This is a genomic window from Agarivorans sp. Toyoura001 (genome assembly GCF_005405585.1).
Classification (GTDB): Bacteria; Pseudomonadota; Gammaproteobacteria; order Enterobacterales; family Celerinatantimonadaceae; genus Agarivorans.
The window spans coordinates 23,821-49,607 of the sequence record NZ_BJEQ01000005.1 but is presented as its reverse complement, the minus strand read 5'-3'; the positions used below and the strand labels follow the sequence as shown (position 1 = coordinate 49,607).

21 protein-coding genes and 1 tRNA gene are annotated in these 25,787 nt (G+C 43.4%); 9 read left to right on the top strand and 13 right to left on the bottom strand.

Annotated elements, in window-relative coordinates:
- Positions 1-10: 10 nt before the first annotated feature.
- Both FFR00_RS08300 and FFR00_RS08295 read left to right on the top strand, forming a co-directional pair.
- The gene (locus FFR00_RS08300) at positions 11-2,848 is read left to right on the top strand and encodes an ABC transporter substrate-binding protein (protein WP_235836195.1); all 2,838 of its coding nucleotides are present in this window, start codon (positions 11-13) and stop codon (positions 2,846-2,848) included.
- Positions 2,849-2,912: 64 nt separating this feature from the next.
- A complete protein-coding gene (locus tag FFR00_RS08295; protein ID WP_137672929.1) occupies positions 2,913-4,058 on the top strand; it encodes a DUF1835 domain-containing protein in 1,146 nt (381 codons plus the stop codon).
- Positions 4,059-4,096: 38 nt separating this feature from the next.
- Here the strand turns inward: FFR00_RS08295 and FFR00_RS08290 are convergent, their stop codons facing one another.
- The 5 genes from FFR00_RS08290 to pabB form a co-directional block, all read right to left on the bottom strand.
- Positions 4,097-5,344, bottom strand: a complete 1,248-nt coding sequence (locus FFR00_RS08290) for a catalase family protein (RefSeq protein WP_137672928.1) — start codon at positions 5,342-5,344, stop codon at positions 4,097-4,099.
- A 1-nt stretch (position 5,345) separates the two neighbouring features.
- Positions 5,346-7,457 carry a di-heme-cytochrome C peroxidase gene (locus FFR00_RS08285; RefSeq protein ID WP_235836184.1) on the bottom strand — a complete coding sequence of 704 codons (2,112 nt, stop codon included), beginning with the start codon at positions 7,455-7,457 and terminating at the stop codon, positions 5,346-5,348.
- Positions 7,458-7,611: 154 nt separating this feature from the next.
- Entirely contained in the window at positions 7,612-8,970 is a 1,359-nt protein-coding gene (locus FFR00_RS08280) for an L-serine ammonia-lyase (RefSeq protein ID WP_137672927.1), read from the bottom strand.
- Positions 8,971-9,037: 67 nt separating this feature from the next.
- On the bottom strand, positions 9,038-9,604 hold the full coding sequence (locus tag FFR00_RS08275) for a CoA pyrophosphatase (RefSeq protein ID WP_137672926.1): 567 nt from the start codon (positions 9,602-9,604) through the stop codon (positions 9,038-9,040).
- A gap of 34 nt (positions 9,605-9,638) precedes the next feature.
- Positions 9,639-11,009, bottom strand: a complete 1,371-nt coding sequence (gene pabB, locus FFR00_RS08270; RefSeq protein WP_137672925.1) for an aminodeoxychorismate synthase component I — start codon at positions 11,007-11,009, stop codon at positions 9,639-9,641.
- 204 nt (positions 11,010-11,213) lie between these two features.
- Between pabB and FFR00_RS08265 the strand changes: the two genes are divergently transcribed.
- Positions 11,214-12,740, top strand: coding sequence for a fumarate hydratase (locus FFR00_RS08265; protein ID WP_137672924.1), 1,527 nt, complete (start codon positions 11,214-11,216; stop codon positions 12,738-12,740).
- Between the two features lie 29 nt (positions 12,741-12,769).
- On the opposite strand, the gene FFR00_RS08260 is transcribed toward FFR00_RS08265, so the two are convergent.
- From FFR00_RS08260 to FFR00_RS08245, 4 genes are all read right to left on the bottom strand, one after another.
- Positions 12,770-13,225, bottom strand: a complete 456-nt coding sequence (locus FFR00_RS08260) for a DoxX family protein (protein WP_235836183.1) — start codon at positions 13,223-13,225, stop codon at positions 12,770-12,772.
- Entirely contained in the window at positions 13,209-13,988 is a 780-nt protein-coding gene (locus FFR00_RS08255; protein ID WP_137672923.1) for a DNA-binding domain-containing protein, read from the bottom strand. Before FFR00_RS08255 ends, FFR00_RS08260 begins: the two co-directional genes overlap by 17 nt.
- A complete protein-coding gene (locus FFR00_RS08250) occupies positions 13,981-14,823 on the bottom strand; it encodes a DUF692 family multinuclear iron-containing protein (RefSeq protein WP_137672922.1) in 843 nt (280 codons plus the stop codon). Before FFR00_RS08250 ends, FFR00_RS08255 begins: the two co-directional genes overlap by 8 nt.
- 74 nt (positions 14,824-14,897) lie before the next feature.
- Positions 14,898-15,152, bottom strand: a complete 255-nt coding sequence (locus FFR00_RS08245) for a DUF2282 domain-containing protein (RefSeq protein ID WP_137672921.1) — start codon at positions 15,150-15,152, stop codon at positions 14,898-14,900.
- 529 nt (positions 15,153-15,681) lie between these two features.
- Between FFR00_RS08245 and FFR00_RS08240 the strand changes: the two genes are divergently transcribed.
- The 3 genes from FFR00_RS08240 (at position 15,682) to FFR00_RS08230 (ending at position 19,523) form a co-directional block, all read left to right on the top strand.
- Positions 15,682-16,284 (top strand): hypothetical protein, encoded by a 603-nt coding sequence (locus FFR00_RS08240; protein ID WP_137672920.1) that lies wholly within the window; start codon positions 15,682-15,684, stop codon positions 16,282-16,284.
- Between the two features lie 247 nt (positions 16,285-16,531).
- Positions 16,532-17,158 carry a TetR/AcrR family transcriptional regulator gene (locus tag FFR00_RS08235; protein ID WP_137672919.1) on the top strand — a complete coding sequence of 209 codons (627 nt, stop codon included), beginning with the start codon at positions 16,532-16,534 and terminating at the stop codon, positions 17,156-17,158.
- A 40-nt stretch (positions 17,159-17,198) separates the two neighbouring features.
- The gene (locus tag FFR00_RS08230) at positions 17,199-19,523 is read left to right on the top strand and encodes an acyl-CoA dehydrogenase (RefSeq protein WP_137672918.1); all 2,325 of its coding nucleotides are present in this window, start codon (positions 17,199-17,201) and stop codon (positions 19,521-19,523) included.
- 250 nt (positions 19,524-19,773) lie between these two features.
- Here FFR00_RS08230 and FFR00_RS08225 read toward each other — a convergent pair whose 3' ends face one another.
- On the bottom strand, positions 19,774-20,622 hold the full coding sequence (locus tag FFR00_RS08225) for a MurR/RpiR family transcriptional regulator (RefSeq protein ID WP_016401844.1): 849 nt from the start codon (positions 20,620-20,622) through the stop codon (positions 19,774-19,776).
- A 327-nt stretch (positions 20,623-20,949) separates the two neighbouring features.
- On the opposite strand from FFR00_RS08225, the gene FFR00_RS08220 reads away from it, so the two are divergent.
- Positions 20,950-21,915, top strand: coding sequence for a glucokinase (locus tag FFR00_RS08220; protein WP_137672917.1), 966 nt, complete (start codon positions 20,950-20,952; stop codon positions 21,913-21,915).
- A 172-nt stretch (positions 21,916-22,087) separates the two neighbouring features.
- Positions 22,088-22,175 (top strand) — tRNA-Ser (locus FFR00_RS08215).
- Between the two features lie 34 nt (positions 22,176-22,209).
- Here FFR00_RS08215 and FFR00_RS08210 read toward each other — a convergent pair.
- Together FFR00_RS08210 and FFR00_RS08205 are read right to left on the bottom strand one after the other, a co-directional pair.
- A complete protein-coding gene (locus tag FFR00_RS08210; protein ID WP_137672916.1) occupies positions 22,210-22,683 on the bottom strand; it encodes an SRPBCC family protein in 474 nt (157 codons plus the stop codon).
- A 148-nt stretch (positions 22,684-22,831) separates the two neighbouring features.
- Entirely contained in the window at positions 22,832-23,452 is a 621-nt protein-coding gene (locus tag FFR00_RS08205) for a LysE family translocator (protein ID WP_137672915.1), read from the bottom strand.
- A gap of 289 nt (positions 23,453-23,741) precedes the next feature.
- Between FFR00_RS08205 and FFR00_RS08200 the strand changes: the two genes are divergently transcribed.
- Entirely contained in the window at positions 23,742-24,224 is a 483-nt protein-coding gene (locus tag FFR00_RS08200; protein ID WP_137672914.1) for a peptidylprolyl isomerase, read from the top strand.
- A gap of 10 nt (positions 24,225-24,234) precedes the next feature.
- Here FFR00_RS08200 and FFR00_RS08195 read toward each other — a convergent pair whose 3' ends face one another.
- Positions 24,235-25,782 (bottom strand): phospholipase D family protein, encoded by a 1,548-nt coding sequence (locus tag FFR00_RS08195; protein WP_137672913.1) that lies wholly within the window; start codon positions 25,780-25,782, stop codon positions 24,235-24,237.
- Between the last annotated feature and the right edge of the window lie 5 nt (positions 25,783-25,787).

Below are 25,787 nucleotides of genomic sequence, written 5' to 3'. Positions count from 1 at the left end.
TATTTTGACGATGAGATGGACCTTACGCAGACGCATGTTAGTACTGGGCTGCATAGCGGTGTTAATCAGTGCTGTTGTGACCAGTTACGAAAACTTACAGCATTGGCTGAGCAACAGCAATACCAACACTCTGGTATTAGCTGTTGTTGGGCCAATGACTGGGCCTGAAGCAGACAAAGGCCTGGCTATGGTGAGAGGCGCTGAACTATTTGTTAAACAATACAATCAACAACGTTTAGACAGCCAAATAGCACTGTCTGTTCAGCAGTACGATGATGCTAATAACATCGCCAAAGCAGAGCAAATAGCCAATCAATTTGTTAATAGCTCAAATGTTATAGCGGTTCTTGGTCACCGCGATTCTGATACCTCAGTTGAAGCAGCCAAAATCTATCAACGTATCGGTATGCCAATGATTGGCGCTTCCGCCACTGCACCTGAAATTACTCAGAACAATGATTGGGCGTTTCGTGTTATACCAGATAACAAGTTACAGGGGCGTTTCGTAGCCGATTACATTGCCAGTCTGGCCAAAGATAAAGTTGTAATGATCTTTAGCAACGATAAATTTGGCGTATCCCTGGCCGATGCATTTATAGCTCGCACCGATCTGTTTGGTATAGAAACTAAACCCTTTATGGTTGAACCAAGCAGTAACATTGAGAAACAGGCCCACAAAATAAGTCGAGAAATTAGTCAATTTGGCCATACCGGCGCGGTGTTTTTAGCGGTAGGCGATGTTCAAGGTGAAGTATTAGTTAGCCAACTAAAACATCAGCATCCTAACTGGACGTTTATTGGTAGCTCATCAATCGGTAAACAGAGTTTTCCAGAGCGGTTTAAACAGCGTAGCCAAGAGCAAGAAGTGTCTGGTTACTTCACTAATGGCATGTTAGCGGTTAGCCCCATGTTGTTTGATGTGGCCAGTGAGTCTACTCAGTTGTTTTATCGTAATTTTAATCAAGATTTTGGTTATGAACCCAGCGGTGTGTCTGCAGCGTATTTTGACGCGACTACTATCGCCTCGGAGGCCTTAAGCGCTGCCATTGTTGATGTTGGCGGAACAGAGCTATTTAGCCAAAAAAGCATATCAAGCCAACGAGCAGCGGTAAAAAATAAACTGGCAAGTTTTAACTCTCAAAGCGCGTCGGTGAGGGGGCTTACTCATTCCTTGTATTTTGACCATCAAGGAAATGTTCAGCGCCCCATGCAAGTAGGACTATTTAGTGGTGGGGCGTTTGTATCAGCGCCACTGCAGTTGCAAATTTCTCCCGAAAGTCAGCTCAGCACTCGCCGAACTGATGTGGTGTATACCGGGGTAGAGATGCAGAGCATTAATCAGTTCTCTACGCTAGACATGACTTTTCAGGCCAAATTTAAGATCTGGTTTAGAAATACTCCTGGTGTTAACGCTGAAGATATCGTATTTCTAAATTCTGTCGGTGAACTGGTGCTGTCTACACCTATAGAATCTTCGTACACTAGTTTAAGTACTTACCAACTCTATCAAGTTGAAGGAACGTTTATTGCTGATGCAAAACCCGGCAGAGCAGCTTTTGGTGAGTATCAATTGGGAGTGAGTTTTCGCCACAAAACGCTGCCTAGAAGCGAACTCATTTATGTGTCAGATATTGTTGGCTTAGGCCAAACAAGCCTTCACAAAAACGTGAAAAACCAGCATAAGGTTCAATTCGATAATAGCCAATGGCGTCAAAAAGCATCACTGTCATTTCAAGATACTCTGCGTAAGCGAAGCTTGGGAGATCCAAAGTATCTTCACTCAGACAGACAAGCAGTGGAGTTTTCTCGATTTAACTCGGTAACGCCAGTTTTTGAAAACGCCCTTAGCCTGCGCGGGCGTATTCCTGCCCAATGGCAACAAATCATCTTTTATACCAGTGTACTAGCATGGTTGTTATACGCTCTAGTACTTGATTTTAAGATACTTGGTCAGTTGTCGAGAGCTTACGGCTTAGGCAATAAGCTGCTTTACGCCTTATTTATCGCCTCGGCAGAACCGCTATTTTTAGATTGGTTGGCACAGGCTTATCCAAATACTAATCAATCATTTGCTAGCAACTGTTTTGATGTGCTGTGGTGGCTATTGTTCGCCTCAACTTTAGCGTTGTTGGTGGATGTATTGTTGTGGGATCCCATCGAGCGACGCAGTGGCCGCCAAGTGCCAAAAATTATGCGCCACTTTACGCGAGGCATTACCTATATAGGTGCTGTATTTGCGATTTTGTCCTTTGTATATCAACGAGAGCTCACCAGCTTGTTGGCGACCTCTGGTTTGGTGGCAATGATTCTCGGTTTGGCATTGCAGTCAAACCTGGTGAATATATTTTCAGGGATTGCGATTAGTTTAGAGAAGCCGTTTAAGTTAGGAGATTGGATTAGTCTTGGTAGCTCTGGCGGGCCAATAGTGGGCGAAGTAATTGACATGAATTGGCGAACCACCAAAGTGAAAACAGCCGACAATACTTTGTATTCTATTCCAAATAATACCTTGGCAAATGCAAATTTAAACAATGTGAGTAGTAGTGGTCAGATTGTTACTGGCGGTTTTTCTATGTCGGTGAGTAAAGAGATTGAACCTCTTAACGTCATCCCTAAGATCGAAGCCGCTTTAATCGCCATTGATGCGGTAAAGCGCGTCTATACTGATGTATCTAATATTGGCTTTGACACGGTTGATTACCAAATGAAATTGGTACATTGGGTAGACGACACCGCCCAAACGACCGACTTAGTGTGGCAAGCAATTTGGCGTTTAGACAGTGAGCTAAAGAAAGAGTTAAGTGGCAACTCACCGCTTATCGATAATCAAACAGTTGAACAAGGCTAAGCTGATTGTACTTAAACAGGCGAGCTTGCTAAGGTAACTGGCCTGTTTAATTAGGAATTTCGTCGTGCAATTACATATTACCAATGGCGACTCTGTTGGCGACATGCTTGCTGAGTCAATACTTCTCGATGGCCAAGTGCTTTGCTGGCGAGATGTGCTTCACGATGGCCCTATCATCGCTGCTGAAGGTGAAACTCACCTTCAGGCTCGAGCTGATTTCATTTATCAAACTATGTTGTTAGACAGTCCATTTCCTCAAACAGAGATGACTAAAAATCAGATCTTGGAAAGCTTCCAACAGCGCCAGCAAGTATTAGATAAACTCGATAGCTTTAGCGAGATAGTGCTGTGGTTTGAGCATGATCTCTACGATCAGTTGCAGTTGGCTGAATGCCTGTATCACCTGGCTAAGTTACCGTCACTTATAGATAAAACGCAGTTGATCTGTATTGGGAAACACCCAGATACAAGCTACTTCCATGGTTTGGGTAATCTCAATATTGCCCAGTTGGAAGCGCTATATCCTCAGCGCAGCGCATTAACCAACGCGCAATTAAATTTAGGTAAACGGGTTTGGCTAACAATCGCCGAGCAATCCCCTCATGGTATTACAAATCTATTGAATGAAGATCTAAAATGTTTGCCGTTTATGGAAGAAGCATTGCTGCGTTTTGGCCAAGAGTATCCTTCTAGCTCAACCGGGTTAACTTTGACTCAACACTATATTTTACAGTCTTTGGCCTCGCCATTCGCTGAGTTACCAATATTACTAGCTAGCTTTGAAAGTAGTGAAAGCAGTGAAAGCGAAAAACTAAAAGCTAGGCAGGTAGAAACCACCACGCCGAGTGCTGCTGAGCGATACCAACAAGTTATGGCTAACCCTGATATTGGCTTAGGACGTTTGTTTGTTAATGTTCAAACCTTAGAAAAGGCTACGTTCTTAGGGGATACTTGGTTGTGCAAAGACATTTTGTATCTCGCTAACTTGCAACCTGCATACCTTACTATCGTTAACGCTAATTCGTCTCGATGGGATAATCATTCAAGTTATAAAATTACCGATGCAGGTAAACAAGCTTTAGCGGGTAAGCGAACTGTGCCTGCGGAGCAAATAGGCGAGATTTGGCGGGGAGGGGTTGCGATAAACCCGGCTAATAATTGGCGCTGGAATGACCATAAAAATTGTTTTGAGAAGATTCAAATACTCTGAATGAAAAAGCCTGATTAACATCAGGCGTTTTCATGGGTCTAGTAAGCTTGTTGTTTGCAATCGCTAGCGAGAGTTTCGCCATCGATAGATTTAGCGTTTTGGTCAAAACAGCGCGGTAATGGCCAGGTAGGTTTACTAACAATTAAGCCTTGGTTCTCGTCACACGCTTCACCATTTTCGTTTATACACCAAGAGCTAGGTTCTGGTGTAGGCACTTTATTTTGGGAATGACGATACTTAGACACCGCTTGATAAACCACGCGTCGAGCCTTGTTTAAACTGCTTAAAGGTTCCCAGCCTTCTACTGCACGCCAAGGGTTCATCGAAATGTTTTCACAAAACTGTTGCTGCTGATCCGAGTATAAATACTGCGGCGGAATATTGATGGTGGCTACAGTGATAAACGGTGAGGCCTTTTCAGACCAAATCGCGGTGGCATCATCTACTGGCATGTAATGGCCGGGTACTTTCTCTTGAAGCATAAATTCAAAACAAGCTCCGCCGTTAGCCAGTTGAGTTTCTAACTGTTTGCTTAAATAATCGGGATTTGATTTATCTACTTTGTTAGGGAAACTCATGCCAGAGCAGGGTTTAGTCGAGAATTTAATAGTGCTCTTACCAAGTCGGTAGGGCAGCATCGAGAAATATTGTGCATTCAGAGGGGTATCAATCACTGATGAAACCGTCTGAATGGCGCGATAGAACTGCTTAGGGTGTAAGCGTGGCGGAAAGAAACTAATAAACCACTTGGTTCTTTCAAACTTAGCCAAATACAACATGTCATCAGCATAATCAAAGATGTTTCGATTAAAGAACGCAGGGGTATTGGTCATGATGAAATCTTGGTTGTGAGTTTCGCCTAGCTCTGGAGCAATGGCTTTGCCGGGTACACCCATCACCTTAACTGCCATGCCTCGCGCATCGCCTTTACTATCGGCTTGCACTAACATGTCTCCGTTAGAAAATCGGATCCATGCTAGGTACTGCTTATCAGCGTCGGCAAACATACCGGCTTTAAAGCGCTCCGGTATATCTGGGTTGATTGAGAAAGTGGCACGAGCACACCCAGTTGCTTTTGCATGAGCATCACGACGGTAGGGCAAGCCGTTATATTGCTCTGCACGTTTAGAGATTTCTCTCGCCGAGTTAATCGCCGACATTATTGCTTCTTGCTCGGGCTTGGTAATGCCCATTTCCTGGTACAAATCAGTCGCCGTTGCGCTGTTTAATCCAATAGCCAGCAAGCTCGCTGTAATTGTGCACTGAATGATAGGAGTCTTTTTCATCTTAATGCACCTTCACGGGGTTGTTTTTAGCAGCACTGAAACTGTCTAAACAGGCTTGCTGCTCTGACGCAAAAGTAGGCGCCTGTGTATAAGCTGACCAATCTAAAGGATCGCCGCCTAAGCGTTGAGTAAAGTCTGGATTTCCCATCACTTTTAAGTATTCAAGAATGGCTGCTCGTTCTTCTACGCTGAGTAAGCGACCGATGCGACCGGGCATATCTACGTCGGTAAATAGGTGACCGCGATTACTGTTGCCCTTAATGTTGGTGTCGTGTTTAAAACTGCCAGGGCGTTTGTCTGTGACAAAACCTAAACGCTGAGGGTTATATTCTCTATCCCCTACATAAAACTGTTTAGGGCGCTCTCTAAGTGGCGAGAGTAGGTCATACAAAGTCGGCACAGAACCGTTATGTAAGAATGGCGGAGTTGCCCATACGCCATGTAATGGGCGCGGTTTGTAGGCGCGCATATTAGCAATACGGAAAGGTACGTTTAAGCCGTCGTAATCAGCCACTAGTTCTTTGCTTATACCATTATTTTGATACAGTTTAGGCACGAGACGATTGAGCAAAATCTGCAAACCATCGCCCGCATTAACGGGCTCTGAACCAGGAATGATTTTACTGCCATCGTAACGGTGATCCATGTAATTGTCGGCCGCAGTAGGATCGGTGCCTATAACAGTGGTTTTCACCCAAGGCATTGCCCAAATTACTTTACGCCAGTCTTCTCGTACAGCCTGTTGACCAACGAAAGTAACATCGCCATCCATATCCCATTGCCAGTTAACGTCTATTTGATTATCTGGGTTCTGTCCCGCCTTACTGGCGACCTTCCACTGGTAAGGTTCAACTTTATGCGGGCCATGGCAGAACTGACATTGATCTAAGAAAAGCTCTTTGCCGTGAGTCGCTTTATCGAGGTCAATATTGCCGAGAATTTCTTCTGGCCAGCGAGGGGGTTCTAATGAACGCAGCGTACCTTCAATACAATGCATACCTGCTAAATCGATGACCGATTCACCAAATTCTTCTGTTGTGAGCAGCTTACCTTCATCATTCACTAGCTTAATTGGCGCTAACACACCGAGGCTCTCGCCTACGTTGCGCGCCATCGCTTGATTAGTAAAGCCGGTGTATTGCACCCAATCAAAGCGCCAAATGTCCCAAAGGAAGGGGTAACTTACCGGGGCGTTTGCTACACGGTAGTTACTCGGCTCATCTAAGTCGTAACCAAACACAACGTTTGCAATACGTCCAACTGCATCAGTTCGGCCTCGGCCTTCTTCAGTTGGGTAATATTTAGAGGCGCCAGCACCAGTAACAAATTGCTTAATGTTGCCTAAGAAGCCCCAAATCTGTTTGCGTAGTTGTTTTCGTAGTTCTGGGTCTTGGCCAACAACTCTGTCGGCAAAGCGATTCCATTTAACCGGATTAATATAAGTGGCTACTACCGAGGCTGCTAAGGTTGTAATGAATTCGCCGCGTTTGGCATTTGAGATACTTTGAACTGCCTGTCCGCCATCAACTCGCAAGGCATTACCTTTATAATGAAGCTCGCCGGTATGGCACATCGCACAGCTAAGGTCTAAGCGCTCTTTACCCGATTTAGGGTCAATATGTCGACCTAAACCAACCGGCAAATTACCTGGGTTTAGCGTAGTGGCCTGTTGTCCTGGTGATACAATAAAGCCCCAGCCACGCATGTTGTCTGGGCTTGTCAGTAAATCTTTAGATAAAGGCAACTCTAAGTTAACGAACCAGTCGTATTCTAAACCTAATAGTTCGGTGCCTTGGGGGGTGTAGTAGTAACGTTCGCGCTGTTCGTCGCTCCAGCCCTTATTGAGGTAATGAACCTGATTTACCGTTTCTAAGGTTAAGTTAGGTTTGAGAAAGGCTTTTAATGAGAAATAGCCAGCGAGCACAATAGCAATGCTCAGAAAAGAATAACGTAACCATCGCGGGCCAAGTGCTAACCAAACTTGCCATAGGGCTTTTAGTAAACCCGATACCCAATGTATTACCGCCATGATCCCTTTAATGATGAGCTTAAAAGGAAAGGCCACAATTTTTAACACGAGCAAAAATAGCCCAGAGAGGAGCTGTAGTAGCATAGTTTCAAATCCATTTGTAATAATGCAAGCGGCCTGCAAAGATGCAGGCCGATATGTTGTATAAATGTTATAGTCTTTTAGTGTCAATTGCACTTAACTATTACTAAAACAAAGAGATAGCTCGAGTAACTAGATATTTACAGCAAAAATTCCATTAACATTCGATAATGTTTACTGCTAAGCCGCCGCGCGCGGTTTCTTTATATTTACTCTTCATATCACATCCTGTTTCCCACATAGTTTTGATGGCTTTATCAAGTGAGACCTTGTGTTCGCCACTACCGCGTAGAGCAAGACGAGCAGCATTGATAGCTTTTAGCGCCCCCATGGCATTACGTTCAATACAGGGAACCTGTACTAAACCGCCGATTGGATCGCAGGTTAGACCTAAGTTATGTTCTATGCCAATTTCAGCTGCGTTTTCTATTTGTTCAGGGTTACCGCCAAACATGGCAACTAAGCCTGCGGCAGCCATTGAACAAGCAACTCCCACTTCACCTTGGCAGCCTACTTCGGCTCCAGAGATCGATGCATTGGTTTTATAAAGAGATCCAATGGCGGTAGCAGTTAAGAAAAACTGATTAATCGCGTCTTGGTCGAGTTCTTGTACAAAGTTGTGATAGTAGTGCAACACTGCGGGAATGATCCCTGCTGCGCCATTAGTGGGGGCGGTAACTACTCGGCCACCAGCGGCGTTTTCTTCACTCACCGCTAGGGCATACAAGTTTACCCAGTCCATTACGTTTAAAGGGTCTGAACTTAGATTCTGTTGAGAGGCCAGTTGGCGTTTCAAGCTTGGAGCCCGACGGGCTAGTTTTAAACCGCCAGGTAAAATACCTTCTTCACTTATGCCTCGTGCTACACACGCTTGCATAGTGTTCCAAATTTGCAGGGTATATTGGCTAATGGTACGAGTAGAGCAGTGAACTTGCTCGTTAGCTGACACTACTGCTGCAATGCTTTTGCCGCTTTCTTTGCAGCGAACTAGCAGTGACTCGGCGCTATCAAAGGGGTAGGGATAATTGTGCTGCTCAGTGCTAGTCGATTCGCCTTCTTCAATAATGTAGCCGCCACCAATAGAATAGTAAGTTGCAGTTACGGCTTTTCCGTTATCTAAATGCGCATGAAAACTTAGTGCGTTACTGTGTGCTGGCAAGTGTTTACGGCGGTGAAAAACAATGGCGCCGCTGTTACCAAAATTAACCAGTTTCTTACCAAGCAAATTAAGCTCTTCAGATTGTTCAACTTGCTGAAGCAAGGCATCTACTTTATCAACGTCTATGGCTTCTGGGGATTCACCCATTAAGCCCAAAATTACTGCTTTGCCTGTACCGTGACCTTTGCCAGTTGCACCTAAGGATCCAAACAGTTCTACTTTAAGATAATCTACGCGGGCAAGCTCTTGTTGAGTTTCTAAACGCTCAGCAAACAGCTTTGCGGCTTTCATTGGGCCAACGGTGTGTGAACTAGAAGGACCAATCCCAATGGAAAAAAGGTCAAATAAACTTACCATTTCTAATCCTACTGCTAAGGCATGAATGTGATTAAGATGTTAATTCTGAGATTATAAGTATATTCAGTTATCTGCAACATTGAATGGCAAAATCACGCAATATTTTAGCGGTAGCTCCCCAAATTACATGTTTATCTACTTTTATAAAATAAACCTGCTCTTTATGGCCATTTCGCGTAAAACGGTAGCTGTGGTAGTTAGTTAACTGCAGAAATGGGCGTAGCGGTAGTACCATTACTTGGGCTACTTCATCTTGGTTCAGCTTAAACAATAACTGTTCGGATGTGGTGGCTATAAACGGGCGTACTGCAAAATTGCTCACGGTGGTTTGCCGTGGCAATTGACCATGCAAGGTGAATACGTGTGCTGGAATACCTATTTCTTCTTCGGTTTCCCTTAATGCTGTGTGAGCGAGGTTTATGTCTTCGGGATCTTGTTTGCCGCCAGGTAAACTTATTTGAGAGGGGTGGTGGCGTAAATGTGCGCTGCGCTCAGTAAGCACAATCCTATCTTCTTTTCCTTGTTGGGAGATAATTGGTAACAACACGGCGGCAGCATGTTTTGCGCTTCGTTGACTATCGGTATTGGCAAGTTGAAGTAGAAACCGCTGTAAATAATGTTGCATAACAGGCATTGGTGATAACTTCTCCTATTGGCTTAGAACAGTGTTACTCCAATACCGGCAAGATACGACTGAGTTTGTCAAAAATCTCTTGGTATTCACTGTCTACATTTGAGTCTACCACCACTCCGCCACCGGCCCAGCAGTATATCTTTTGATTTTCGCAAACGAGGGTGCGAATAGTGATGTTGGTATCCATATCGCCGTTGGCTGATATATAACCAATTGCCCCACAATAGGCATTTCGTCTATTGGCTTCCAGCTCTTCAATGATTTGCATTGCTCGTATTTTTGGCGCGCCAGTGATGGAGCCACCCGGGAAGCAAGCTGCTAACAGCTGCTCTGCCGAATATTGCTCCGCTAACTCTGCGCGAATAGTACTAACCAAGTGATGAACCGCAGGAAAAGACTCTATGTCGAATAGCTTGGGAACAGATACGCTACCGGGTTTTGCTACGCGACCTATGTCGTTGCGCAACAAATCCACAATCATTAGGTTTTCTGCTTGGTCTTTCTCTGCGGCCTTTAACTCATCGGCAAGTTGCTTATCTAGAATGAGATCGCTACTTCGAGGCCGTGTTCCTTTAATTGGCTTGGTTTCTATTTGACCTTGCTTAAGGCTAATAAAACGCTCCGGGGAAACACTTAATACACAACTTTGTGGAAGTCGCATAAAAGCTGAGAAAGGGGCTTGATTAGCCGCAATGAGACGTTGATAAGCATCTAATTCGCTACCTTGATAACTAGCTTCAAAACGTTGAGTTAAATTGATTTGATAACAATCGCCACTGAGTAAATAGTGCTGCACTTGCGCAAACTTAGTTTGGTATTCAGCTTGGCTTGTATTACAGCGCCATGAACTGCTTAAGTTAAAAGGTGGTGTTTCTTGGCAGGTTTGAATGTTTAACCACAAAGCACGTTCTTCCAACCGTGTTTCTGCTTGTATTTGATCGCCAAGATCATGCCATTGAATGAGTGTAGTCTGTTGTTTTTCATGGTCAAAGATAAGAGCCCAGTCATAAAAACCAACGGCCATATCTGGGGTATTAAGATCTTGAGCGATTTGTTCAGGAAGCGTTTCCAAACTGCGGCCTAAATCGTAAGACCACAAGCCCATCGCGCCACCAACAAAAGGAAAGTCTGTGTCGTTTGTTTGAGCATTGGGAAACAGTTGTTCTCGCAGCTCTTCTAATAATTCAAAGGGGGCTTTTGTACTTTGATAGTGTTGCTCGCCGAGGCTTACCTGTGAAACGCCTGCTTGATAAGCAATAGTGGCGATAGGATCGGCCACTAGAATATCGAAATGGTTATTCTCATGAGAATCGGCAGCCGATTGTAAAAAGCAGCACCAGTGTTGTTGGGTGAGTTGCTCAAACACGATTTTTGGCTGAATAGGAAAAGTTTTACTAACAATCATATAGGCAGTTTAAGTTGACCGTTCACTAAAGGGTTTGTTGATGTAGAGAAAATGTAAAAACTTAGCTTAAGGTTATAGCAGGCTTAATGGCGCAAGGGTATCATAGGCAATGAAGGATAACGACTATAACCCTAACAGCCTTATAAACAGATTAAATAAAAGCTGTTGAAAATAAAGGCAATAATAAGGAAACGTGGAGACTTTATGACCATCATCCGTAAACAGGACTTCATTGACAGTGTTGCTGAATCACTGCAGTTCATTTCGTACTACCATCCCATCGATTTTGTTACAGCCATGGCCGAAGCTTATGAAAAAGAGCAAAGCGTTGCTGCTAAAGACGCCATTGCTCAAATTCTTATTAACTCTCGTATGTGTGCTCAAGGCTTACGACCGATCTGCCAAGATACCGGTATTATTACCGCGTTTGTAAAGGTAGGTATGAATGTACAGTGGAAAAGCGATTTAACGGTTCAAGAAATGGTGGATGAAGGCGTTCGTCGAGCGTATACCAACCCAGACAATCCTTTACGAGCGTCGATTGTTGCCGACCCTAATGGCGCGCGTAAAAACACCAAAGATAATACTCCCGCAGTGGTTCACATTGATTTGGTAGCTGGCGATAAAGTCGAGATTATGGTGGCTGCGAAGGGCGGTGGTAGCGAAAACAAATCGAAGATGGTGATGTTAAATCCTTCAGATTCGGTGGCTGAATGGGTGCTTAAAACACTACCTACTATGGGCGCAGGCTGGTGTCCGCCTGGCATGGTTGGTATCGGTATTGGCGGTACGGCTGAGAAAGCCGCTGTGATGGCGAAAGAATCGCTAATGGCTCCGGTAGACATTCAAGATTTAATCGCAAAAGGCGCAGAGAATGCAGACGAAGAACTGCGTTTAGAATTAATGGACGGCATTAATAAACTGGGCATTGGTGCTCAAGGTTTAGGCGGCCTAACCACAGTATTAGACGTTAAAGTTAAATCTTGTCCAACACATGCTGCATCTAAGCCTGTGGTGATGATCCCAAATTGTGCGGCAACTCGCCATGCACATTTCCACTTAGATGGCAGTGGCCCAGCAGTGCTTACACCTCCTAGGTTAGAAGACTGGCCAGAAATTACTTGGGATGTTGGCGACAACGTACGTCGGGTAGACGTAAACAAAGTTACTAAAGAAGATATCGCTAGTTGGAAGATGGGTGAAACGGTATTGCTAAACGGCAAAATCTTAACTGGCCGCGATGCCGCCCATAAACGCATTAAAGAATATTTGGAGCAGGGTAAACCATTCCCTAACGGCGTTGATTTCAACGGTCGCTTTATTTACTACGTTGGTCCAGTCGACGCGGTGGGCGACGAAGCGGTAGGTCCAGCCGGCCCTACAACTTCCACTCGTATGGATAAGTTTACCGACATGATGCTAGAAGAAGCGGGCTTGTTAGGCATGATTGGTAAAGCCGAACGTGGCCCTGCTACTGTAGACGCGATTGCTAAACATCAATCGGTGTATTTAATGGCGGTAGGTGGCGCAGCTTACTTAGTGTCTAAGGCCATTAAAAAAGCGAAAGTAGTCGCCTTTGAAGACCTAGGTATGGAAGCTATTTACGAGTTTGAAGTTGAAGATATGCCAGTGACTGTGGCAGTTGATTCAGATGGAAACTCTGCTCACCAACAAGGTCCGGCCATTTGGAAAGCTAAGATAGAAGAGTTAGATGCAAAACTAAGCCAATAAACCCGCTTAGTTTTGCAAGGTAAAGCAGCTTAGGCTGCTTTTTTTTGTGCCATTTTTTTGTTTAATAGGTAATCGGCAGAGAAAGGTCCCGCTCCCCAGATTACGTTGATAAGAATCATTAAACCCCAAAGTTGGTGGTCGTAAAAACCGCCTGGCCACAATACTGGGTAAGAGACCACCGCAATGATGTTAAAGAAGAATAATTTTAGGGCGAAAATACGAGTAAATAAGCCCAGCACCAAAAATATGGGCAGTATTAGTTCTGCCGCAGTGCCCAAATAAGCCGCTAGCTCCCAAGGCAAAATAGGCACTTGGTATTCTTCTTCAAACAAATAGAGGGTGGAATCCCAGCTGCTAAATTTTAAGTAGCCTGAGCGAAAGAATACGATAGCAACCCATATTCGAGTAAAAGTGAGTAACAAGGGAATAAGTACCGCTTGCATTAATGCTACGGCTTTTAAATAAAGGTTATAAATTGGCATCATGGGACTCTCCTATCGGCGATGCAAAACTAAAATGGGATATACGCTGATGTTGAATTGCGTCGCCAAGCAAAGGTTCTAACTCTGCTAGGCAATCAGCCGGTAGCTGTCCAAGAGGCAGGCCTTGTTGGCTATGTTTGAGAAACGCAAAAGCAGTTGCTGAAACCTGTTCTATTTGCACTTCAAAATTGGCTTGTTTCGTGAGTAAAATATGATCGTGTTGTTCTAGCTCTACCTGTTCAACTTGGTCATGTTGCACCATTTGGTAGATGGTAAAGAGGGGGATTTCGCTAGCGAGTAAAGATTGATGAGGCGCTAGGTGTAATACTGTGTTGCCCAATTGCTCAGCCGTAATGCTTTGCAAATCGGCTATTGAGAATGTTGATGTGGGTATTGCTTGCCCAGCGGTTTGTTCGATATGCCAATCTAACAAGGCAATATCAGGTAAGTAGGGCAATGCGTTTAGTGCTTCTTGAGCTTGCAAAAACGTGTTAAAACCTTCTCCAAACAAGTTTAGATCACCTTGGTTATGACCGTATTGCAAAACAAAGGCTTTAGCGCAGTGTTTAAAGTAATCCTCACCTACCAGTTTTTCAACGGTTGGGTAGGTGGCGCTTAAAGCCTCGCTCAAACTTAATACATAGTTGTTTTGATAAATTTGAATAGATTCTTCGGCACTTAAGGCATTGGCCGCCAGATCGTTACCTATCAGATTGTTTTCGCGGTTTAATGACTCGGCGAAGCGTAATTGTAATTGTTTAAGCACAGCTCACCTCGCTAAGGCTTTGGTCGATACCTTTAGCGGAATTTACTTCATTTATTAGTACGCTAAGCTCGGGAAAATCGCTGTCCCATTCAATGAGAGTAGGGATTGTGTTAGTAAAGTGCAGCTGAAAATAACGATAAAGTTGCCATACCTCTTGATGTACTTTTTGATTATGACTATCAATGAGTACGGTTCTATCGCCAATAACTTTTGGCGTAAATCCGGCTAAATGAATTTCTTTTACCGCGTTAATATTTAACTGCTCAAAGTAAGCCTTAGTGTCCCACGCTAGGTTGTGCCCGCTAACATAAACGTTGTTGATGTCTAACAACAAACCGCAACCAGTAGCTTGTACTAATTGGTTCAAAAACTCAGGTTCATGAATATGACTTTCATGGTAAGCCAAATATGCTGACGGATTCTCAATTAATAGCTGCCTACCCAAAAAGTCTTGAGCTTGATTAACTCGGCTAATAAACAACGCTAAGCATTCTTCTGTGTAGGGGAGTGGTAACAGGTCGTTATAATAACGCCCATTAACACTGCTCCAGCTTAAATGTTCAGAAACGATAAAGGGATTAACATCATCGATTAATGCTTTTAGCTTTTCTAAATGGTGTTGGTTCAATGGATCGGTAGAGCCTAACGATAGACCCACGCCATGCACACTAATCGGGCTATGCTCAGCAATACGTTTGAGCAGATGATAATCGTAAGAGTGCGGGTTGAAGTAGTTTTCAGCATGGACTTCTAACCAATCAATATCTTGATTTTTGCTTAAAAGCTGCTCTGCATACGCCGAGCGTAAACCTAGGCCATATTGTTTTTTCATCATAGGGTATCGTTTAAAACAGAAAGAGGAGGGAGGTGCTGCCAAACTAACCTAAGTTAGTTTGGCAGGGGAACAAATTAGCTAGACTCTTTGCTGCTTCCAGCTAATTTGTCACATAAACCTTTTGGTAACACTACAAATGCATCTGATTGGTTGTCAGAAGTTGCAGTACCGGCACATGAACTGGTTTTAGTGGCACAGTCATTTTTACCTGCTTTGGCTACTCCGTAGCATTTCTCTTTACCGGCCGCAACGGCAGGTGTAGCGGTAAGGGTACCCAATGCGATTAAACCAGTTACTGCTGTTGCGATTGCGATATTTGAAGTTTTCATAAGATTTCCTTTATCAGTAGTTGTTGCGCTTGTTACAACTTGTTTACTTAGTTGTAGCTAATGAAACCGTATTACTAAAGGAAAAATTTCACACCATTTATAAAAAACTGACAATTAATATTTATTTAGTTGCTGTATTTATTCGTAAAAAATCGCTTAAGCCCAGTAACAGTATGGGCTTTCACTATATTAATAAGAAGCCAATATTTTTTATAATTTGTCACCCAGCTTTTTGTTGGGTGTGCAGTTTCTACCGAAAATTACTCAATTTTCAAGCCGCGCAACGTTACATATTTGTAATTAGTGATGAGACCATAAGAACGCTCACCCGGGGTAAAGAGGTGGTTCTAAATAAAGATGAATCTTTATAGGTATAACCGGTCTTAACTTAGTGAAAAAAGGCTGAACTACTCATTGATGCTAAGCCGCTGAAAGGAAATGATTAACCACCCGAAAATGTAACAATAATCGTGCTTTTTAGTTTCATTTAGTTAATCATGTCAACATACAAGCTTTATAGGTTTAATTCATGAAAAAAGTTCTTTTATTTAGTGCGGTAGCAGTGTTGATCAATGGTTGTGTTCCTGTTCCTGATGATAGCCAAGCGCAGCGCGGTGGGCAGCAATATCGAGATACCATTATAGTTAACTCTGAGCCTGGATTTTCCCTAAGCAAAAAACAAACTGTTTGCAGCCACCCTTTATTAGAAGAAGCCTTACGTAACCCTCAGCGATCAGATGTTCAAGCCTATGACAAAATACACGTGGCGCTAGAACAAAAATTTACCAGCCTAGGTATAAACTACCAAACCACTGCCAATCAAGACTGTGATTATTGGATGGCTTTTGCGTTGCCGACTAGTCAAAAACTAAGTGATGAACAGTTAATGACCTTGTTTGGTGTATCGCCAGGTTTAGCTGATGACGGTAATGACCAGTTTCAGCGTGCGACGTTAATGATGAGTTTGTATACCGCTCAATCTAATTACCAAATGTGGCAAGTGAGTTTGCAGGCGTTTGCTGAAGTTGAAGAGGATGAGATGGGGCGTCGACAAATTGCGCTAAAGCCTGAAGGCGTGGACTACGCAATCAATCGCGTATTTACCTATTTAGAGATAAAAGACAGCGAGTAAACCGCAGACAAAAAAAAGCCCAGCTACAGGGGGCGCTGGGCGTTCAATTTAAGTATTTAATTGCAGTGGCATAGATTAAGACCCGGCGTTTTAAATATAGTTTCAAATTATTTGATTTTTTTCTTAAAAAAATACAAGTCCAGTTCTCGTTTTTAGTTTCACTCTTAAATTATCCACTGTGAATGATTGACATCTGCAGACCTTAAACGTAGATTTTAAACAGGTGTTTTATTTTTAAGGTGTCATAGTGAGACAAGGAACTAAAAGTAAGATCCTCGATGCGGCTGAACGCTTGTTCGCTGAGCGGGGTTTTGCCGATACCTCATTGAGGTTAATTACTTCCCATGCTGAAGTGAATCTAGCTTCGGTAAATTATCATTTCGGTTCGAAAAAAGAACTTATTCAAGCAGTGTTGATGCGTTATCTCGAGCAGTTTATGCCTTTAGTAGATAAAGCAATGCAAGAACATATAGAAAGCGCTACGCCCCCTAATCTCGATCAAGTTTTTTCTTCATTCATCGATCCGTTACTAGAAATGAACCAAGTAAAGAAACACGGTACCGCCATGTTCCTACTATTATTAGGACGAGGCTATACAGACAGCCAAGGGCACTTGCGTAAGTTTATTACTCATCATTTCGGCGAAGTATTAAGCCGTTTTCAAGATGCAGTTAGGCTAGCTTACCCAGAGCTATCTGATAGCGACATATTTTGGCGTTTGCACTTTACCCTAGGCACGGTGGTATTCACCATGGCGTCGAGTACAGCATTAAAAGAGATTGCTAGCGCAGATTTTAACGAAGAATTGAACACAGAAGGTTTGATTCGAAAAGTAATCCCCTATCTGGCTGCCGGTGTCGGTGCGCCAACCTAAACAATAAAAACTATAAAAGTACGTGAAATAAGGAAGAGCCATGACTATTTTGTTGATGTTAGTAACTGCCCTGGTAGTGCTTTTGTGCATACCAGATACGCGCAAAAAACTGGTGACTAGACCGGCATTTAAAGTATTTAAGAAAATCTTACCGCCACTTTCTCAAACCGAGAAAGAAGCGATGGAGGCCGGCTCGGTATGGTGGGACGGCGAATTGTTTGGCGGTAAGCCTGACTGGAACAAACTACACAGTTACCCAAAGGCAACGCTTAGCAAAGATGAACAGGCCTTTATGGATGTTCAGGTTGCTACTTTACTAGACATGCTGGATGATTTTGATATCGTGCAAAATCAACGCGACTTACCTAAGCAAGTATGGGATTACCTTAAAACTGAAGGGTTCTTCGCGTTAATTATTCCTAAAAGCTACGGCGGTAGAGAATTCTCTGCTATTGCAAACTCAACCATCGTAAGCACCATTGCTACACGTAGCCTTTCAGCTGCAGTAACCGTTATGGTGCCTAACTCTTTAGGCCCCGGTGAGTTATTGCTTCACTATGGCACTCAAGAACAAAAAGATCACTGGCTACCAGGTTTAGCCGATGGTACGCATGTACCGTGTTTTGCTCTTACAGGTCCGGAAGCGGGATCTGACGCTGGTGCCATTCCAGATAAAGGCATTATTTGTAAAGGTGAACATAACGGCGAAGAAGTTGTAGGTATTCGCTTAAACTGGAACAAGCGCTACATTACTCTAGCGCCCGTTGCTAGTGTGCTTGGTTTAGCCTTTAAGCTATATGATCCAGAAGGATTAATTGGCGATAAAGAAGAACTTGGCATTACTTGTGCTCTAATTCCAACGGATCACCCTGGTGTTCGCACGGGTGATCGTCACTTTCCGTTAGGCCTAGCATTTATGAATGGTCCTACTTTTGGGGAAGAAGTATTTATTCCCCTAGATTGGATTATTGGTGGTGCAGATTACGCAGGTAAAGGCTGGCGTATGCTGGTTGAGTGTTTGTCTGCTGGTCGCGGGATTTCACTTCCTGCACTTGGCACCGCGGTTGGGCACATGAGCTCACGTACCACCAGTGCTTATGCTTATGTGCGTAAACAATTTGGTTTATCCATTGGTCGCTTTGAAGGGGTAGAAGAAGCTCTCGCTCGTATCGGCGGAATGACCTACCAACTTGAGGCCGCTCGCCGCTTAACTGCTGGCGCGCTTGATTTAGATCAAAGCCCAGCAATTGTTACGGCAATTGCTAAATACCACATGACCGAAATGGCGCGTACTGTCTTAGACGACGCTATGGACATTCATTCTGGCAGAGCCATTCAACTTGGCGCAATGAACTATCTTGGCCATGCGTACAACGGCGTGCCGGTGGCGATTACCGTTGAAGGGGCGAATATTCTTACACGCAACTTGATGATCTTTGGACAAGGTGCCACTCGCTGTCACCCCTATGTGCTTAAAGAGCTACAGGCAGCCGCTAACCCAGATGAAGAAGCAGGTTTAGCTGAATTTGATAGTTTGTTATTGAAGCATATCGCTTTTGGCGCGGGTAACTTCGCGGGTAGCCTATTCCAAGGCTTAACCGGTGCTGCATTTAACTCAAGCCCTGTTTCTGGTGATACCGCTGTTTATTACCGCCAGTTAACTCGCATGAGCCGGGGATTAGCTTTGTGTGCTGACATGTCTATGCTGATTTTAGGTGGAGATCTTAAACGTAAAGAGCGCATTTCTGCGCGCTTAGGCGATGTGTTAAGTAATTTGTATTTAGCATCAGCTACGTTGAAGCACTATGAAGATCAAGGGCGACCAGCAGAAGACCTGCCATTTGTAAAATGGGCGGTAGAGCGTAACTTGCACGAAATTGGTATTGCCTTTGAAGGCTTCTTCCAAAACTTCTCAAACCGCGTAGTCGCTCGAGTGCTTAAAACAGTCGTGTTCCCATTTGGTAACCGTTTTAAACTTGCTGATGACCAAGTGGGTCACCAAATATGCGAAACGATGATGACGCCTGGAGCGGCTCGTGAGCGTCTAAGTCATTTGTGTGTTACCAATGGTGGAGAAGGGGACGCGGTAGCGATTATCGAACAAGCCTTTTTGTCCATGTACAAAGTTCGCCCACTAGAACGTAAGATTGCTAAGGCGCAAAAAGCTGGTCAATTACCGCGTAAAGTGGCCTTAGATGAAATCGTAGAAAAAGCATTAGCACAAGATGTGCTGACTCAAGAAGAAGCTACAAACCTACTCGAAGCAGATAAGCTACGTTATGCTGCTATTCAAGTGGATCACTTTGAACCTGGCGTATTAGAAGCTAAAAACGCACCGATTGAGTCGTCGGCTAATGTTGCCTAAGGCTAACCCTTAGATTCCGAAAAAGGATGCTCAATGAGCATCCTTTTTTTATTGGGTACATTGCTGGCTAGGTCAATCAATTGAAGCTGTGTGGTCTATTTCATTGAGACAGCATTAAGCAGCACTACAAAAATTTATCTTTGCAGTTAACAGAGCTTTTAAAAAAGATGAGCGTAGTAGAGCATATAACAGGTGTTATTTGAGCTACAAAAAAGCCAGCGCAAGCTGGCTTCTAGAATAGCGTTTAAGCTTATAACGACTTATCCGTTCGAGAATCTTTTAAGCTTTGTTTCACTTTACGTAGGTTTTCGCGAAACTTTTCACCGCGGCGTAAAGTAAAGCCTGTTGCAAGTACATCAATTAAGGCCATTTGTGCAATACGAGATGCCATAGGCATATATACATCTGTATCTTCTGGCACATCCATCGACAGCACTAAGTTACATTCTTTGGCTAATGGAGAGTCTTTACTGGTAATACCAATAACGGTTGAATCATTTTGCTGGGCAAGCACTGCAATATCAATCATCGCTTTAGTACGACCAGTGTGAGAAATCAAAATGATTACATCTTCTTCAGTAGCCACAATGCAACTCATCCGCATCATTACTACATCATCAAAGTAACTAACGGGTACGTTAAAGCGGAAGAACTTATTTAACGCGTCTTGTGCAACCGAAGCGGAAGCACCTAAGCCAAAGAATGAAATCTTCTTAGCTTGAGTAAGCAAATCTACAGCTCGATTAACCGCATTTGGGTCTAAACTGTTTTTTGCTGCTTCAAGGCTAGCCATTGACGATTCAAAGATTTTAGAGGTGTAAGCCTCTGGACCATCTTCTTCATCAACATGACGGTTCACGTAGGGAGTACCGTTTGCCAAGCTTTGAGCTAGGTGCAGTTTAAAGTCTGGGAAGCCTTTAGTATCTAAACGACGACAAAAGCGATTAACGGTAGGTTCGCTTACATCTGCCAACTTGGCCAGTGCTGCAATACTTGAATGGATCGCCGTTTGAGGGGAAGCGATAATAACTTCAGCAACCTTCCGTTCTGATTTACTGAAGTTCTCTAAATTTTTAGTTATTTTTTCAAGAGTATTCATAATATCCGTTATTTTTAGCGCATTTGTTATGTCGGCGTTGTCAAATGTAATAATTTTTCAACAGAATATATGTCATACAATTACATAGACAATTAGCTAAAACAAGCCGAATTATGAGCAATCATAGACCAGAGGGGGATTTTATAGTTTGAGCTATGTCTAAAATCTTTTAAAAGGCTTACACAATTGGTAATTTACTAACGAAATTCTAGTACAAAAGCGGTAAAATTCCACAACACAAATATACTAGAGCCATCTTAATGACTGTTTGTTAGGATGAGTAATGTTATTTTTCTTTTTTTTGAACTTGGTATGAAGGAAAACAAAATGGCCAGTTTTGGTTTAATTGCCGATGTAGGTGGTACAAATATTCGTTTAGCGCTAGTTGAATTAAAAACGGGCGAAATTGGACGACTACAAAAATATTTGTGTGCAGACTACCCAAGCATTGCAGATGTGATTTCTCTCTACCTAAAAGAGCAGCAAGAATCGGTTACTCAAGCCTGTGTGGCAATTGCTTGTCCAACGGATAAAGACTGGATTGCCATGACCAACCATAGTTGGGCGTTCTCCAAGAGAGAAGTTCAAGAGCAACTTGGGTTTGAAAACTTTCATGTAATCAATGATTACACCGGTATCGCCATGTCTATTCCTACATTGACTGACGAGCAAAAAATTCAAATAGGCGGCGAGACAGCTAAAAGTGGTAACCCAATTGCCGTTTATGGCCCTGGTACTGGCTTAGGTGTCGCTCACCTTATTCATCACGACAGCGAGTACGTATGTATTCCTGGCGAAGGCGGACACGTAGAATTTGCCGCAAATGATGACAAAGAAGCCCACGTATTGAGTTTCTTACAAAAACGCTATGGCCACGTATCTGCAGAGCGTTTGTTATCTGGCCCTGGCTTGGTAAACATTTACGAAGGCTTAATGGACATGCGCGGTAAAACAGCCGAAAGCTTTCAACCGTCAGATATTACCTCACGCGGTATAGACGGAAGCTGTCCAGTGTGTGTTGAAGCAATGGAAGTATTCTGTCGTGCCTTGGGCTCGTTTGGCGGTAATTTAGCGCTTAACATGTCAACCTTCGGCGGCGTTTACATTGCCGGTGGCATCATCACTCGTTTTATGGATTTCTTTAATAACAGCGAATTCCGCAAGCGTTTTGAAGATAAGGGCCGTTTTGTAGATTTTGTGGCAAAAGTGCCTGTTTACATCATTACGGAAGAACAGCCCGGCTTGCAGGGGGCAGCTGCTTACTTACGTCAAAGCAACGGCTACCGTATTTAGGCTTAAAAGCTGTTTAACGAAAAAGAAGCTTCGGCTTCTTTTTTTGTTTGAGTCAGCAAAAATTGTTTAAGAACTCGGCAGTTGCCAGTATTTGGCCAAAAAGTTATTGACCCAAACATAAGTGATCCGTAATCTAGCGCCTCATTATTGCTAAGCGCAGTAATTCAAATAAGGTGACGTGTCCGAGTGGCTGAAGGAGCACGCCTGGAAAGTGTGTAAGGGGCAACCCTTCGAGAGTTCGAATCTCTCCGTCACCGCCATCTTCTCTTTTAAACTCTACCATTCAAAAATAATTTACTTGGCTTGTTGCTGCAGCTCGTCTAACCATTGCTGGTGGTATAGATGGATATGCTTAGGGGCAAAGTACTTGCTTAGCCATGTCATACCGTTCCGTTGGGTGGTTTCAGTGTAAATTTCGCAGCCATTATCGTTCTCTTGCAGCAGCCAAGCATGGTACATGTCCATGCTTCCTGACTTACCTTTCCAAGCGAGTTTTTTATGTGTTTGGTATTCTACAACGGTGCATTCAAAGGACAGTTTTTTGGTTTGCCATTTAAATATAGAGCCTTTGTGAAGCTCTATGCCGTCGCCATTCAAAATTTGTAAAGACGTTGTTGTGTGCTTCCAGTTAGGCCAACAAGGTGCTCGCACTAAACAGGCCCAAATGTTTTCAGCAGTAACAGCCGTCTGAATTTGGTTTTTTACATGAATGTGTGAGTTTCGAGGGTGATAATAATCTGGCCATGTTATTTTGCTCGGACTATCCATTTACCTTCCTTCAGAATTATTTATTGGGCATGGCTTAATGCCTTTATTGATTATAGTCGCCCAGTGATTTTATTCATGTCTTGGCTGTCTGGTGGCAGGTCGTTACTTTAAATAGTGGTGCAAAAAATAACTAACGAAGCTCCTTTTTTTAGCTAGATACTAACCAAATGCCCACTCCAATCATTAATGTGCCAGATATTCGATTAAGTAATCGCACGTTGCCGCTTTTGTTTAAGAATAACCGTAAGGTTTTTCCACCGGTTGCATAAAGAGTCATACAAACAAACTCAGAAATTAGAATTATCCCCACTAATACACTAAGTTGCAGGGGAAGGGCTTTGTCCGCTTGGATAAAAGGCGGTAACAGTGAAATCATAAAGGCCCAACCTTTAGGATTCGCTATTGCTGTTACCAGCCCCTGTGTGGCTAATTGCCAAGGGCTAACTTGTGCTTGCTGTTCAATTTTTTCGGGTATGGCCATCTTTCCGCGAGAGCGCCACATTTGGATCCCTAAGTAACCAAGGTAGCTGCCGCCAACCCATTTTAGCAAGGTAAACACATCTGGGTAACGCAGCATAATTGCAGCAACACCAAGTACAGCTAGCACCGCAACTATGCCTACTCCTATCATTTCACCTAGCATCATCCAAAAGGTGCGGCGCAGCCCAATGGTCATGCCTAGGGTCATCGCAAGCGTCATACACATTCCGGGGGTAATAGAGACAAAGAAAAATGTGGGAATGAAAATGAGAAGAATGGAGAAGTCCATAAAGATAAATAACCGTCTTAGAAAAAATGCGATTTTACACCCTAAATAGGCTTACCGCATGATTTAAATCAGTGAGGTTTATTTCGTTAGAACATCTTTAAGTAAAAGATAATTCGAGAAACATTTACCTGTAGCCACACCCTTTTACCTATCTCATTAGTGAGTAGTTTTATCGAGTAAGTATCAAGGTTGCGGGACAATTTTTTGAAGCGTTGGCAATTTCCATAACGAAGCTTTAGAATTAGCCGTTTCGCGGCATAGCTGCAAATATTAACTAAAGGAATCTTTAATGATTATCGCAAAAGACGATGTTGCCATTTTCGAATACACAGTAACCGCGAACGGTGAACAACTAGATACGTCTGAAGGTAAAGAACCTTTAGCAATTATTGTTGGTCACGGCCAATTGGTACCTGGCTTAGAGCAAGCATTAATTGGTAAACAAACTGGCGATAAGTTTGACGCTGATATTGCCGCTGCAGATGGCTATGGCGAGCGCAATGACAACCTTGTTCAGGCTGTTCCACAATCAATGTTTGGCGATGTTGAAGTAGAAGTGGGTATGCAGTTTCGTGCAACTACTGATGAAGGTGAGCAATCAGTTATCATCATTGGTATGGAAGAAGACGAAGTGATTGTTGATGGTAATCACCCTCTAGCGGGTATTGATTTAGCCTTTAGCATTGAAGTAACAGAAGTGCGTAAAGCCACTGAAGAAGAATTAGCTCACGGTCACGTTCATGCGGCTGGCGGCTGTGGTCACCAGCACTAATAGCGCCTACTTATAGTTGGTCTTCTAAGGGTAGTAGGCCAACTATCCAAGCTTGAAACTTTCTCCAGGCACTTGCCTTAGGTTCCTTGTTGTAGCGTAGCTCTTCTTGTTCTCTTCTTTTTTCTATCCATTCTAAGTCTTGCTGTTGATCTAAAGCTAACAAATAACTCTTGTAGGGCAGTTCTTCATGTACCGAATGATGAATCAACTCGGCTAAGTTAGGACAGGTGAGTAGTAAGCCCATTTCTGTATTTAAGTTTATAGAGCGTGGATCCCAATTGAACGAACCAATAAACAGTTTCTCTTCATCAATAATAAACATTTTGCTATGCAGGCTTGCTCGAGAAGCGCCTTTTCCAAAGAACGCGAGGCGTTCTTTTTGTTTAGCGTCGGGTTTTACTTCATAAAGAAACACGTTTCCTTCGACCAGACGTTTACGGTACTTTTTATAACCCGAATGAACCGCTGCAACATCGGTAGCGGCTAAAGAGTTGGTGATTACACTCACATCTATGCCTTTGTTGGCGAGGGCTAATAAACCTTCGGTACCTTCTTCTCCTGGCACAAAGTACGGAGAGCTGAGCATAATGCTTTGTTCTGCCTTGCTTAAGGCTACTCCCAAGTTGCTCGAAACGTCTGAAGGGTAGGCCGGGTCTTTATCCGGATGGTCAACCAGTAAGCGTCCATCACACCAATAAAGGTGATCTCTAAAATCTTGGTTAACCAGCAATTGTTGGTAACGCTGATGGGCAACGATGAAAGACTTCACGCTATTTTTAAATATCTGTTGTTCTAGGCGTCGATATTGCTTTTGCTGATCTATATCGTGTGGATTTAGTGCCTCAATCGGGTAAGCTCTGAAACCGTTCCAGTAAAAATCAAATGCTTGGCTTACTTCTTTTACCACTGGGCCCAGTGCAATGGCATCTAAATCTGCAAACTCTAATTCCGCTTTAGCACTAAAATATTCATCACCGATGTTTCTGCCACCAACCACCGTAATTACTCCGTCTATGGTGAGTGACTTATTGTGCATTCGGCTGTTTAAGCGATTAAAGTCGCCGACCATATTGGTGCCTCGAAAGGTACGGTCGTAAAATGGATTAAATATCCGGACTTCTATATTGTGATGCAGTGATAAAGCTTTAAGTACGTCATCGTAGTTAGAGGTATTAATGTCGTCGATAAGTAGCCTTACACGCACCCCGCGATCAGCTGCCTTCAGTAAATTTCCTAAGAAAATAGCACCGGTCATGTCTTCTTTAATCATGTAGTACTGAGCATCAATACTTTGCTCTGCTTGCTCGATTAGAGCGATACGAGCAGCAAAGGCGCTAATACCGTCTGCGAGTATCGCTATCCCAGTTTTACCAGGCTGATACTGCGTAATATGATCAATTTTTAACTGGTTAATAGAATCCTGTGGGAGCGTTAAGGTGTAACTCGCTTGCTTATGTTGCTCAATCAATTCGTTGCTAGGGCGCTGCGCGCAGGCCAATAAGACTTGAGAGGCAAATAGAATAACAACAATACGTTTAACCTGAATGAGCAAATCCATTTGAC